The following is a 12,858-nucleotide window of genomic DNA, read 5'->3' on the forward strand; positions in this document are numbered from 1 at the left end:
GGGAATGAAGATGATCAGACTGGCATCCTGCGCAACCCTTCTTGCAACCGTCGCGCTTTCTGCCGGCGTCGCACAGGCCGAGCCGCCGGCTTTTGCCGCCGATGGCGAGGTCGGCGTCTGCACCACCGCGGCCTTTCCGCCGCTTTCCTTCAAGGAGCATCCGGCAGATGCCACGCCGACCGGCATCGACATCGAGATCGCCGAAGCGCTGGCAGCGCAATGGAACGCGAAGGTGAACTACACCGTCACCGAATTTGCCGGTCTCTTGCCGACGCTCGGGGCCGGGCGCTGCGACGTCATCGTCAGCGGCATCTACATCAACGCCAAGCGGCGCGAGACCTACGACGGCGTGCCCTACATGAAGTCGGCGACGGCGATGGTCACCAAGGCGGGCAGCGATACGATCAAGGTGCCGGAGGACCTGAGCGGCAAGGTGATCGCGCTCGAAGCCGGTGCCTACTACAAGGAAGAGCGGATCGGGCCATTAAACGAGGCGCTCGCCGCCAAGGGCTTGCCGCCGGTCGAGGTGCAGGAATACCCGACCCAGCAGGCGGCCTACCAGCAGGTGCTCGTCGGCCGCGTTGATGCGACGGTGACCGAGGAGGCGGAGGGCGCCTACCGCGCCTCGCGCTCCGACGGTGCGCTCACGCTCCCCTATATCTGGGCCTCGGATTTCAAGTACGGCATCTACAGCCGCCGTGACGGTGGCGATGCAGCCGCGGTGAAGGCAGGGCTGAAGACCTTGAAGGAAAAGGGCTTCTTCGGCGATCTCGCAAAGAAATACGGGCTCGATCCGGCGCTCTTCGACGTCGACTACGACTCCTGATCTGAAGGAGGCGGGGCATGAACTTCGATACAAAACTGTTTTTCGATGCCCTGACCATGCCCGTCATGTTGCAGGGAGCGGGCATCGCCATCCTGCTGTCGATCCTGGTGCAGGCGGCGTCGTTTCTGCTCTGCCTGCCGCTTGCCGTTGCACTCAACTCGATGGCGACGGTCAGGCGCACGGCAGCGCAGCTCTATGTCTGGCTGTTTCGCTCGTCACCGCTGATCCTCGTCCTCCTGATTGTCTGGAACGGCGCGCCGCAGCTCTTTCCGGGCCTGACGCGCGCGCCCTGGTACACGCCCTTCGTCGCCGCCTTCATCGCGTTTACGCTGGTCACGGCCGCCTACATGGCCGAAGCGATGCGCGGCGCGCTTGCGGCCATCGGCCAGGGGCAGACGGACGCCGCCCGCGCGCTTGGACTCAACCGCTGGCAGACCTTCTTCCTGGTGGTCTTGCCGCAGGCGCTCCGGATCGTGATGCCGGTGCTGGTCAACGAGTTCATCAACCTGATCAAGCTGACCTCGCTTGCCTATGTGATTTCGATGCGCGAGATCATGGCGGTGGTCAACGACGCGATCGCGTCGAGCTTCCGCTTCGTCGAGTGGTATTCGGCAGCGCTGGTCTACTACCTCGCGATCGTTTCGATCCTGATGTTTCTGCAGCGGCTCATTCAAAACCGCATGGCCTAACCCGTTTCCGAAGTCGGCACTGGCAGCGTTGCGAGCAGATCGGCCATGGCGGCAATGATCTTGCGGTGCTGGTGGGCGTGGCGGGTGCGCAGGCTGGTGGCGGCATAGACGGTCTGCGCAATGACGGGCGCATCCTGAACGCGCGCGGCAAATCCATCGCCCGCCAGTTGCTCGGCCGTCGCTGCCGTCACATAGGCCGCACCGCCGAGTGTGGACAACAGCCGGGTGATCGCCATGTTCTGCCCGGCGGCAAGCAGCGCTGCGGAGAGATGCGGCAGCGCCAGCCGGTGGGCGCGATCGAAGCCCGGCGAATAGCTCGAACGGATATAGCCTTCGGAGCGGATCTCGGCGAGCGTCCGCGCCTGCGTGCTCACCATGACGTAATGCAGATCGCCGATCCGTTCGTAATAGAGATCGGGCAGGTAATGGGGCGTGTAGAGGATCGCGAGGTCAAGGTCGCCGGCGCCGAGATCGCGGTTCATCTGGTTGGAGTAGTCCGCCTCCATGTAGATCTCGATGCCGGGCATCTCCCGGCGGATCGCCGCCATCCATTCCCCGGCAAGGGCTTCCGCCAGATCATGCTGGACACCAAGCCGCATGGAGCGCTCCAGCGCGCCGGCATTGGTGACCGCGCGCGTGGCCTCATGCCATTGGTTTTGCAGGGCTTTCGCGTAATCGAGAAAACGCAGGCCGGCGGCCGTCGGCACGGTGCCGCCCTTGTTGCGGGTAAAGAGCTTGCGGTTGAACTGCGCTTCCAGTGCCTTCACCCGATGCGAGACGGTCGACTGGGTGAGGTTCAGCCGCTCGGCGGTGCGATTGAAGGAGCGGCTCTCCATCAGGTCCAGGAAGGTTTCAATCAGTTCCACCTGCATGCCGTGCGGTCCCGTTGGTGTCGCTTCAATCTAATCGAAATCATCGATCAATAAAGCCTGTTTCCGTCGCTTGATGGCGCCCGGCTTCCCCGGCAAGAATTCGCCAAAACGAGGGAACAGTTGATGTCGAATTTGCCGTCGCACGCACGGGTCGTGATCATCGGTGGGGGAGCGATCGGTGCTTCCTCGCTCTACCATCTCGCCAAGGCCGGCTGGACCGATTGCGTGCTTCTGGAGAAGAACGAGCTGACGGCCGGCTCGACCTGGCATGCGGCCGGCAACGTGCCGACATTTTCGTCTTCCTGGTCGATCATGAACATGCAGCGCTATTCGGCCTCGCTCTATCGCGATCTCGGCGCGCTCGTCGATTACCCGATGAACTACCACGTCACCGGCTCCATCCGGCTCGGCCATTCGAAGGAGCGGCTGCAGGAGTTCAAGCGCGTCGTCGGCATGGGCCGTTATCAGGGCATGGATCTCGACATCCTCTCGCCCGACGAGATGCGCGCCCGCTATCCGTTCCTCGAAACCCATGAGCTGACCGGCGCGCTCTACGATCCCTATGATGGCGACATCGACCCGGCGCAGCTGACGCAGGCGCTCGCCAAGGGCGCGCGCGACATGGGCGCCAAGATCATCCGTTTCTGTCCCGTCACGGCCGCGCGCCGCGAAAACGACGAATGGGTGATCTCGACGCCGCAGGGCGAGATCCGCTGCGAATATGTCGTCAACGCCGCCGGCTATTATGCGCGCGAGGTCGGCAAGATGTTCGGCCGCGATGTGCCGATGATGGTGATGAGTCATCAGTACATCCTGTTTGACGAAATCCCGGAGCTTGCCGCCTGGTCGAAGGAGGCGGGCCACAAGCTGCCGCTGCTGCGCGACGTCGACAGCTCCTACTATCTGCGCCAGGAAAAGAACGGCATGAACCTCGGCCCCTACGAGCGCAACTGTCGCGCCCATTGGGTCACACCCGACGATCCGATGCCGGAGGATTTCTCCTTCCAGCTCTTCCCCGACGATCTCGACCGGCTGGAATGGTACCTGAACGATGCGGTTGAGCGCGTGCCGATCCTCGGAACGGCCGGGCTGTCGCGGATCATCAACGGCCCGATCCCCTATGCGCCCGACGGCAACCCGCTGATCGGCCCGATGCCGGGCGTGCCGAACGCCTTCGAGGCCTGCGTCTTCACCTTCGGCATCTGTCAGGCGGGTGGCGCCGGCAAGGTGCTCGCCGAATGGATCACCGAGGGCCAGACCGAGTGGGACATGTGGTCCTGCGATCCGCGCCGCTACACCGACTATACCGACCAGGACTATTGCATCGCCAAGGGCATGGAGATCTACGGCCACGAATATGCGATGCATTTTCCCAAGCATTACTGGCCGGCCGGGCGCGACCGCAAGCTGTCGCCGATCCATGACCGGACCGCAGCCCTCGGCGCCCAGTTCAAGCCCTATAACGGCTGGGAACGAGCGATGTGGTACGCCAAGCCCGGCGACGACACGTCCGATGAGGCGACGCAGACCTGGGGCCGCGAAGGCCCGTGGGCGGAGCGTATCAAGGAGGAGTGTCTCGCCGTTCGCGACGCTGCCGGCATTCTCGACCTGCCGGGCTTCTCGCGCTTCCGGGTGAAGGGCAAGGGCGCCACCGAATGGCTGTCGGGCCTGATCACCGGCCGCGTGCCGAAGCCGGGCCGTATCGGCCTTGCCTATTTCGCCGACGACAAGGGCCGCATCGTCACCGAAATGTCGGTCATGATGCTGGACGAGGATTTCTTCTTCCTGATCACGGCGGCAACGGCGCAGTGGCACGATCTGGAATGGCTGATGAAGCACCGGCCGGCCGACGCCGCCTTCAGCATCGACGATGTGACAAAGTCCTTCTCCTGCCAGATCCTCACCGGGCCGAAGTCGCGCGCGATCCTGGCCGAGGTCAGCGATGCCGATCTCACCAAGGGATGGCTCACGCACCAGACCGCGCAGATCGCCGGACGCTACTGCCAGCTGGTGCGCGTTTCTTTCGCCGGTGAACTGGGCTGGGAGATCCACACCAAGATGGAGGACACAGCGGTGATTTTCGACGCCGTCTGGGCCGCGGGTCAAAAGCACGGCCTCAAACCCTTTGGCATGGAAGCGCTCGATAGCCTGCGCATCGAGAAGGGCTATCGCGCCTGGAAGGGCGATCTTTCGACCGATTACACCATCCTGCAGGGCGGACTTGAGCGCTTCATCGACTGGGCAAAGCCCGACTTCAAGGGCAAGGCGGCGCTGGAACGCGAGAAGCAGCATGGCGTTTCCAAGCGCTTCGTCACGCTGACGGTCGCCGCCGATGGTTGCGACGCGCCCTATATGTCGACGCTCTGGTCGGGCGGAGAGGTGGTCGGCGAAACGACGTCGGGCAATTGGGGCCACCGCGTCGGTAAGTCGATCGCGCTCGGCATGCTCAGGGCCGATCTCGCCGTGCCGGGCAAGGAAATCGAGGTCGAGATCTTCGGCGACCGCTTCAAGGCGACGGTCGAGGCGGACCAGCCGCTCTGGGATCCCTCCAATGAAAGACTGCGCGCATGACGAAGCCCATTCCCTCGAAAGCCCGTGCGGTCATCATCGGTGGCGGCGTCTCCGGCTGTTCCGTCGCCTATCACCTCGCCAAGCTCGGCTGGACCGATGTGGTGCTGCTTGAGCGCAAGCAGCTGACCTCCGGTACCACCTGGCATGCGGCGGGCCTCATCGGCCAGCTGCGCGCCTCGCAGAACATGACGCGGCTCGCGAAATATTCCGCCGACCTCTACGTCAAGCTTGAGGCCGAGACCGGCATTTCCACCGGGATGCGCCAGAACGGCTCGATCACCGTGGCGCTGACCGAGGAGCGCAAGGAGGAAATCTATCGCCAGGCGTCGCTGGCGCGCGCCTTCAATGTCGACGTGCGCGAGATCACGCCGGACGAGGTGAAGGCGATGTATCCGCACCTCAACACCTCGGACGTCAAGGCGGCGGTGCATCTGCCGCTCGACGGCCAGTGCGACCCCGCCAACATCGCCATGGCGCTCGCCAAGGGCGCACGCCAGAACGGCGCGACGATCCTCGAAGGCGTCAAGGTCACGTCGGTCCTGAAGAAGGACGGCCGGGTCACGGGCGTGACCTGTGAGCAGAACGGCGAGACCTACACGATCGAGACCGACCATGTGGTCAACTGCGCCGGCATGTGGGGCAGGGAGTTCGCGCGGCAATCGGGCGTCACCGTGCCGCTGCACGCCTGCGAGCATTTCTACATCGTCACCGAGGCGATCCCGGAGCTGAAGCGCCTGCCGGTGCTGCGCGTGCCCGACGAGTGCACCTACTACAAGGAAGATGCCGGCAAGATGCTGATCGGCGCCTTCGAGCTCAAGGCTAAGCCCTGGGGCATGGAGGGCATCCGCGAGGATTTCTGTTTCGACCAGCTGCCCGACGATTTCGACCATTTCGCGCCGATCCTGGAGATGGCGGTCAACCGCATGCCGATGCTGGAAACCGCGGGTATTCATACCTTCTTCAACGGCCCGGAAAGTTTTACACCTGACGACCGTTACTATCTCGGCGAAGCCCCTGAAGTGAAGGGCTACTGGGTGGCGGCCGGCTACAACTCGATCGGCATCGTCTCGTCCGGCGGCGCCGGCATGGCGCTCGCGCAATGGATGAACGACGGCGAGCCGCCCTTCGATCTCTGGGAGGTGGATATCCGCCGGGCGCAGCCGTTCCAGAAGAACCGCGCGTACCTCAAGGATCGTGTCTCCGAAACCCTCGGTCTGCTGTATGCCGACCACTTCCCCTATCGCCAGATGGCGACCGCCCGCGGCGTGCGCCGCTCGCCGCTGCATGAGCACCTGAAGGCCCGTGGTGCCGTCTTCGGCGAGGTCGCCGGCTGGGAGCGTGCCAACTGGTTTGCGAGAGAAGGCCAGGAGCGCGAGTACCGCTATTCCTGGAAGCGGCAGAACTGGTTCGAGAACCAGAGGGACGAGCATCTGGCGGTTCGAAACGGTGTTGGCCTCTTCGACATGACTTCCTTCGGCAAGATCCGGGTGGAGGGGCGTGACGCGCTCTCCTTCCTGCAGCGGCTCTGCGCCAACGAGATGAATGTCGAGCCCGGCCGCATCGTCTACACCCAGATGCTGAACGCCCGCGGCGGCATCGAGAGCGACCTGACGGTGACGCGACTTTCGGAAACCGCCTTCCTGCTGGTGGTGCCCGGCGCGACGCTGCAGCGCGATCTTGCCTGGTTGCGCAAGCACCTGACGGACGAGTTCGTGGTGATCACCGATGTCGGCGCTGGCGAAAGCGTACTCTGCGTCATGGGGCCGAAGGCGCGCGAATTGATGCTGAAGGTCAGCCCCAACGACTTCTCGAACGCCGCCCATCCGTTCGGGACGGCGCGCGAGATCGAGGTCGGCATGGGGCTCGCCCGGGCCCACCGCGTCACCTATGTCGGCGAACTCGGCTGGGAGCTTTATGTCCCGACCGACCAGACGGCGCATGTGTTCGAGGCGTTGGAAGAAGCCGGCGAGGGGCTGGGCCTGAAGCTCTGTGGCATCCACACGCTCGACAGCTGCCGCATCGAAAAGGCCTTCCGCCATTTCGGCCATGACATCACCGACGAGGACCACGTGCTGGAAGCCGGGCTCGGCTTCGCGGTCAAGGCCGACAAGGGCGATTTCATCGGCCGCGAGGCGGTGCTTGCCAAGCACAATCGCGGGCTCTCGCGCCGGCTGGTGCAGTTCCGGCTTGCGGAACCCGAGCCGCTGCTCTTCCACAACGAGGCGATCGTGCGCGACGGCAAGATCGTCGGCACCATCACGTCAGGCAATTACGGCCACCATCTCGGCGGCGCCATCGGGCTTGGCTACGTGCCGTCGGAAGGCGAGAGCGCAGACGACGTGCTCGGCTCGAACTTCGAGATCGAGATTGCCGGAACGCGGGTGAAGGCCGAGGCGTCGCTAAAGCCGATGTACGACCCGCGGTCGGAGCGGGTGCGGATGTAGGGCAGGCGCTCTGGGTTGGTGTCTAGCAGTGCGCTCGATGCTTGAGGACAGCCCATCACCGCGCGGCTGGTGGGCCACATAGAAAGCATACGCGTGCCGGATCGCGGGTTTCCGGTCTTCTTTCTGGAGTTCAATCCATGCTCGCATCGGAGCTTAAGGATACGACAGTTGCGGGCGACCGCATCGATCAGCTGGTCGCCGCCCATCGTCCCGGCCATGGGCTTGCGCGTGCCTTCTATCTCGACCCGGAAATCTATGAGCGGGACCTGGAGCGGGTGTTCCGGCGCCACTGGCATTGCGTCGCGCATGAAAGTGCGATCCCGAACGCCAATGATTTCGAGGTCTTTCGCATGGCGTCCGAGCAGGTGATCGTCACCCGGACGGCGAGCGGCGAGATCCACGCGATGCTGAACGTCTGCCGTCACCGCGGCGCCGAGGTCTGCACCAAGGACAAGGGCAATGCCCGCGCCTTCGTCTGTCCCTACCACGCCTGGACCTATGGCAATGACGGCGCGTTGAAGGCAGCAAGGCTGATGCCCAAGGACTTCAAGCGCGAGGACCACGGGCTGAAGAAACTCAACGTGCGTGTCGTCGAGGGGCTGATCTTCATCTCCTTTGCCGCCGATCCGCTCGATTTCTCCGAGGTCGAGCGGCTGCTGCACGCGACCTGCGGCCAATATGGCTGGGGCTCGGCGAAGATCGCCCATCGTCAGTCCTATCCGGTTGACGCCAACTGGAAGCTTGCGGTCGAGAATTACGTCGAGTGCTACCATTGCGGCCCGGCGCATCCGGAATATTCCGAAACCCATGCGCTGGAACAGCCGCTGCACATGATCGAGGAGCTGAACGCCAGGATGGAGGCGCGCACCTGCGCGCTCGGCATCGAGGTCGCGTCCGGCAATCACTGGCAGAATTCCACCGGCGGCAAGGAGACCATCCATGCCTTCCGCTACGCGCTCTATGATGGCGTCCAGACCGGCAGCAAGGACGGGCAGGCGCTGAGCACGCTGATGGGCCGCTTCACCGATTTCGACGGCGGCGTCACCTCGATCCATCTGGGCGGCACCACCTTCCTCGTCTGCTATCCGGACCACGGCATGATCTACCGCTTCATTCCGAAGACGGCCGAAACCTCGGAGATGGAGCTGATCTGGCTCGTCGACGGCAGGGCCGAGGAGGGGCGCGACTACGATCTGGAAAAGCTCACCTGGCTTTGGAAGGTGACGACCGACGAGGACAAGGCGATCATCGAGCACACGTCGCGCGGCGTGCGCTCGCACTATTTCGTGCCCGGGCCGATTGCGCCGATGGAACAGAACGAGCTGCGCTACATCAACTGGTACCTCGACGAGATCAGCCGGCCGGTCTGAACGTCAAGCCGCAGGCAAATCGCGTCGCCGGTGCAAGCGCGCCGGCGACGCATTTCGTTTCTCTAGTCCCGCCGGTTGAAATGCGTCCTCAGCGCCACGTGCGTCTGCACCGTCGCGACGCCCGGGATGATCGATATCTGCCGGCGGATGGTGTCGAGATCGCCGTTGGAGGCGCATTCGACCAGCACCATCAGGTCGGTGGCGCCGGCGAGCGACCAGCAGGTGACGATGGGCGGCATGGCGGAGAGATGCGGCACGATGTGGTCGCAGTTCTTGCCGGGCTGGAAGGTGATGGCGATCAGCGATTTGACCGTCGGGCTCTGGTCTTCGATGCCGAGGCGGATGGTGTAGCCGGCAATCACGCCCTTCGATTCCAGCCGCCGCAGCCGGTCATGGGCCGCGCTGCGCGACAGGCCGCTATGGCGGGCCAGCGCCACCAGGCTCTGGCGCGAATCCTGCCTGAGCGCCGCCAAAAGCAGGCGATCCTTTTCATCGATTTCCGTCAAAACGTCGCCTCCTTGTCGACCTTTCCGGACATTTGTCCGGTCAGGCGTCATCATGTCCAGTGAAACCGGACGATAGGCAAGATAGCGTCTCCCTGCAACAACGGAGCCTTTCCATGCCCAAACTGAATATCCCCGAGAATGCCGTGCTGCTGCCGATCGACATGCAGCAGGCCTTTGACAGCGCCCCCTGGCCGCGCCGCTGGAACGACGCGGTCGATGAAAACGGCCTTGCGCTCCTTGCCGCCTGGCGGGCAAGCGGTCGGCCGGTCATTCACGTGCGTCACGACAGCGTCATGCCCGGTTCGACGCTTTCGCTGGGCGCCCCCGGCAACGGTTTCAGGCCCGGTTTCGGACCGATGGGAGACGAGGCGCTCGTCACCAAGGGCGTCAACGCCGCCTTTATCGGTACGGATCTCGATCTGCGCCTGCGTCGTCTCGGCGTCGACACGGTCGTCGCCTTCGGCATTTCCACCGACATGTGCGTCTCGACCTCGGTGCGCGTCGGCGCCAATCTCGGCTACCGCATGATCCTCGTCGAGGATGCCTGCGACTGCTTTGACCAGCCGGACGGCGAAGGCGGAGTGATTTCGGCGCGCGACATCCACCGTGCCCATGTGGCGACCCTGCGGGCGGAATTTGCCGAGGTGCTGTCGACGGCGAAGCTCGTTGAGGCTTTGCAGCGCCCCGCAGCGGCTTGACGGTCGGGCGCGGGCAGACGTGGGCTAACGCTTAGCTCCTTGTCTCTCTCGCGCCGCCGATTAGCGGTTGGCGCCGCGGACTTCCCGGATATCGGTCGTCCATTTCGGCGCCGTCAGGCTTTCGCCCTCGCGGTTGGGGAAGGTGAGGAAGGTTTCGAACGAACGGCTCTGGCCCGCGGGCACACGGGCGAGGATCAGTGCTGTGTCGTTGCCGATCGTCTCGCAATTGCCGTCGGGGCAGTTTTCGAGCGTGACCGCAAGGCGGAAATATTCGAGCAGTTGCGGTCCTTTGTTCGTCACGGTGCCGCGCAGCCGGAAGCTTCTTTCCGGCTGGCTCTGCTCGAAGGTCAGGCCTTCCAGGGCGACATCGGCGGCCGTGAGGCCGGCCGGTTGCGTCGTCTCGACGGGCTTCGGAGCGGGAGGCGTGCGGCCGTCGCGGTCGACAAACCAGATGATGAAGGCGACGAGCAGGCCGAGCGCCACGGCGACGGAGAGGATCGGTTCGGCCCAATGACGAAAGCGGCTGAAGCGCGCTGCCAGATACACGACGACAAGACCCAGCGGTAACGCAATCAACCACAGCATCAAGATCCTCCTCAACCCCGCATCATTCCTTGGTCCGGAATCGACGCAACAGAGAAATCGTGCAGCCGATCAACGTGTTACAGCGACGCTCGCCTTCTCGGAACGGCGCGCTCCACCACCTGGCCTTTATATAGGGTGGGCGCCGACTGGCAACACGCCGGGGCGTCGGTCGAAAGGAAGCACCCTGACGAATTGGTGAACACGCGTGACTAGGTCATGCGCTCCCGCGCCCGCGTGTGCAGGATGCCTCCCTATCTGGCGGGTGTCAGGTCCACCCAGTAGGTGCCTTCGAAGGGCACCGCGGCGAAGCGGGCGTTGATCTCGGCAAGGCTCTTTTGCGGATCGAGATCGCCGAACAGATCCGGCCGGATCCAGGTGGCGAAGGCTTCGGCGGCGACGATGTTGAGCGGGATCGCGTTGAAGAAGTTCCAGAGACCGTGCACGCGCTTTTCCTCGATGGCGCGGATGGTCTTCAGCGCCGGCGCCTCGATGGTGCGGGCCAGCGTCTCGCGCGCTTCGTCTTCGCTGACGCCGGGGCCGATCGAGAGCGTGCCGTATTTGCCGCCGGGCGAGGAGGTGGCGATATAGATTTCCGGATTGGCGGCCATGATCGCCTCGGCGTTGACGGTGCCGCCCGGCCGCGGCAGCACGCCTTCGGCAAAGTTGCGGCCGCCGGCCACCGTCAGGAATTCGCCGAGACCGCCGGTGCCATAGGCCCAGCAACAGCGGTCGGGCTGGGGGAAGGCATCCATCAGCACCAGCGGGCGCGGTTCCGGCCTGGCGGCGATGCGGTCGCGGATCAGCTTGAGCTTGTCCTCGTAGAACCGGGCGAAAGCTTCGGCCTGTTCGTCCCGTTCGAGGATGCGGCCGAGCAAACGCATCATGCGCGGCGTGCCGGTCAGCGCGTCGTTGTTGAAATCGACCACCACCACAGGCACGCCGATGCCGGTCAGGTACTCGATGGCGCGCCTGCCGGACTCGGTGTCGGATTGCCAGTTATTGAGCAGCGCGAGATCGGCCTTCACCGTCAGCAGCGTCTCGAAGGAGAGGCCCGGGCCGGTGCCGTCGTCGATCTGCGGCACGTTGGCGATATCAGGAAACTTACGCCGGAAGCTCTCGTAGATCTCGGGGTTGTCGGTCTTCATGTCGCCGGACCAGGCCGCAAGCAGGCTGACGGGATCGGGATGGATGAGCGACAGGGCGACGAGGTTGAAGCCGCTTCCAAGCAGGATCGCCTTCGGCTTTGCCGGTATCGTCACCTCGCGGCCGACCGCATCGGTGACGGTCATCGGCCAGATGCCTTCGGCGCGGGCGGAGACGGCAAAAAGCAGGGCGGTGATGACAACGAGCGTCAGCCGCAGGACGGCCGGGAAGGGGAAGCGGGAAGACAAACCTATTGGTTCCTTTGGCTCGGGAGGGCGCAGAGGCTGCCGCAGCTCGGGACCCCGGGCAGCAGATAGCGCAGGCAGCAGATCTTGCGCCGGCAGACACGCGCGCCGTCTTCCTCCTCGTGCCGCAGGCAATCGAAGAAGGGGTTGGGCGTGCCGTCCGGCAGGCACTTGCTGCCGATCAGCGCGTCGGCCTGCGCGTTCAGCGGCTCGATGCCGGAGGCGCGCAGCGCATAGTCGATATAGACGAGCGCATTGTTCCAGGCGAGCTTCGGGGCGATGCCGCCGACGGATTTGAGCTGGCCGACGACCTCGCGCAGATGCCCCTGCATCAGGGGGGCAAGTGTCGCGAAAACGTCGCTGTCGTCTCCCTCTTGCCAATCGCCCGAGGTGGCGACGCCGAAGGCGCGGGGCAGGCCGTCCTCGGCAAGCGCCACCTTCATGCGGTCGAAGGAGACAGGAAGGACATGGTGGTCGAGAACGCGCGCCACCAGATAGGGGATGGTGAGGGCGGAGAAGTAATAGAGCGACCACATGGAGGCGACGGCGCGCCGGTCGCTGGCGCCGGACTTTTCCGTGTAGATGTCGAGCGCCCGATCGAAGGCGCCGGAGGAAAAGAAATCCGTCAACGCCACGCCGTCGGACAGTTCGTCCGCGAGCACCATCTTCTCGTTGCACCAGGCATGGGGGCCGGCAAAGGCGGCCGACAATGCCTTGGGACCACCGGTCGCCATGACCTGTTCGGAAACAGCAGCCGTCATCGCGTCACCTGCACATGGGCAAGCCCGATCGGAACTACAGCCGTAGACGAACGCCGTCCTGCAAGCATTGGACACCTTCTGAGCGTGGTCAGAAACTCATAAGGTGATCGTGTTACTCATGATTTCGTGCTGCGCAAGTCATTTATGA

General features: G+C 64.2%; 11 protein-coding genes. 6 read left to right on the top strand and 5 right to left on the bottom strand.

What is annotated here, in order from left to right; genetic code table 11:
• Positions 1-10: 10 nt before the first annotated feature.
• Both JVX98_RS08105 and JVX98_RS08110 read left to right on the top strand, forming a co-directional pair.
• The gene (locus JVX98_RS08105) at positions 11-826 is read left to right on the top strand and encodes a transporter substrate-binding domain-containing protein (RefSeq protein WP_205238256.1); all 816 of its coding nucleotides are present in this window, start codon (positions 11-13) and stop codon (positions 824-826) included.
• Positions 827-843: 17 nt separating this feature from the next.
• Positions 844-1,515 carry an amino acid ABC transporter permease gene (locus tag JVX98_RS08110; protein WP_246764976.1) on the top strand — a complete coding sequence of 224 codons (672 nt, stop codon included), beginning with the start codon at positions 844-846 and terminating at the stop codon, positions 1,513-1,515.
• Here JVX98_RS08110 and JVX98_RS08115 read toward each other — a convergent pair.
• The gene (locus tag JVX98_RS08115) at positions 1,512-2,387 is read right to left on the bottom strand and encodes a LysR family transcriptional regulator (RefSeq protein ID WP_205238257.1); all 876 of its coding nucleotides are present in this window, start codon (positions 2,385-2,387) and stop codon (positions 1,512-1,514) included. The two genes, JVX98_RS08110 and JVX98_RS08115, sit on opposite strands and share 4 nt — an antisense overlap.
• 123 nt (positions 2,388-2,510) lie before the next feature.
• Between JVX98_RS08115 and JVX98_RS08120 the strand changes: the two genes are divergently transcribed.
• The 3 genes from JVX98_RS08120 (at position 2,511) to JVX98_RS08130 (ending at position 8,772) form a co-directional block, all read left to right on the top strand.
• Positions 2,511-4,958, top strand: a complete 2,448-nt coding sequence (locus JVX98_RS08120; protein WP_205238258.1) for an FAD-dependent oxidoreductase — start codon at positions 2,511-2,513, stop codon at positions 4,956-4,958.
• Positions 4,955-7,402 carry an FAD-dependent oxidoreductase gene (locus tag JVX98_RS08125; protein WP_205238259.1) on the top strand — a complete coding sequence of 816 codons (2,448 nt, stop codon included), beginning with the start codon at positions 4,955-4,957 and terminating at the stop codon, positions 7,400-7,402. The genes JVX98_RS08120 and JVX98_RS08125 overlap by 4 nt, the downstream gene beginning before the upstream one ends.
• A 137-nt stretch (positions 7,403-7,539) precedes the next feature.
• Complete coding sequence (locus tag JVX98_RS08130; RefSeq protein ID WP_205238260.1) at positions 7,540-8,772, top strand: aromatic ring-hydroxylating dioxygenase subunit alpha; 1,233 nt, start codon at positions 7,540-7,542, stop codon at positions 8,770-8,772.
• Positions 8,773-8,834: 62 nt separating this feature from the next.
• On the opposite strand, the gene JVX98_RS08135 is transcribed toward JVX98_RS08130, so the two are convergent.
• Positions 8,835-9,278, bottom strand: a complete 444-nt coding sequence (locus JVX98_RS08135; RefSeq protein ID WP_226020607.1) for an Lrp/AsnC family transcriptional regulator — start codon at positions 9,276-9,278, stop codon at positions 8,835-8,837.
• 113 nt (positions 9,279-9,391) lie between these two features.
• On the opposite strand from JVX98_RS08135, the gene JVX98_RS08140 reads away from it, so the two are divergent.
• Entirely contained in the window at positions 9,392-9,976 is a 585-nt protein-coding gene (locus tag JVX98_RS08140) for a cysteine hydrolase family protein (protein ID WP_205238261.1), read from the top strand.
• 60 nt (positions 9,977-10,036) lie between these two features.
• Here JVX98_RS08140 and JVX98_RS08145 read toward each other — a convergent pair whose 3' ends face one another.
• The 3 genes from JVX98_RS08145 to fhuF all read right to left on the bottom strand — a co-directional run bounded on the left by JVX98_RS08145 (position 10,037) and on the right by fhuF (position 12,710).
• Positions 10,037-10,561: a hypothetical protein gene (locus tag JVX98_RS08145; RefSeq protein WP_192446835.1), complete on the bottom strand. Its 525-nt coding sequence runs from the start codon at positions 10,559-10,561 to the stop codon at positions 10,037-10,039.
• Between the two features lie 251 nt (positions 10,562-10,812).
• Positions 10,813-11,922 (bottom strand): ABC transporter substrate-binding protein, encoded by a 1,110-nt coding sequence (locus JVX98_RS08150; protein WP_205239401.1) that lies wholly within the window; start codon positions 11,920-11,922, stop codon positions 10,813-10,815.
• A 32-nt stretch (positions 11,923-11,954) separates the two neighbouring features.
• On the bottom strand, positions 11,955-12,710 hold the full coding sequence (fhuF, locus tag JVX98_RS08155) for a siderophore-iron reductase FhuF (protein WP_246764977.1): 756 nt from the start codon (positions 12,708-12,710) through the stop codon (positions 11,955-11,957).
• Between the last annotated feature and the right edge of the window lie 148 nt (positions 12,711-12,858).

The sequence above is a fragment of the Ensifer sp. PDNC004 genome, assembly GCF_016919405.1.
In the GTDB taxonomy this organism is placed as follows: Bacteria; Pseudomonadota; Alphaproteobacteria; order Rhizobiales; family Rhizobiaceae; genus Ensifer.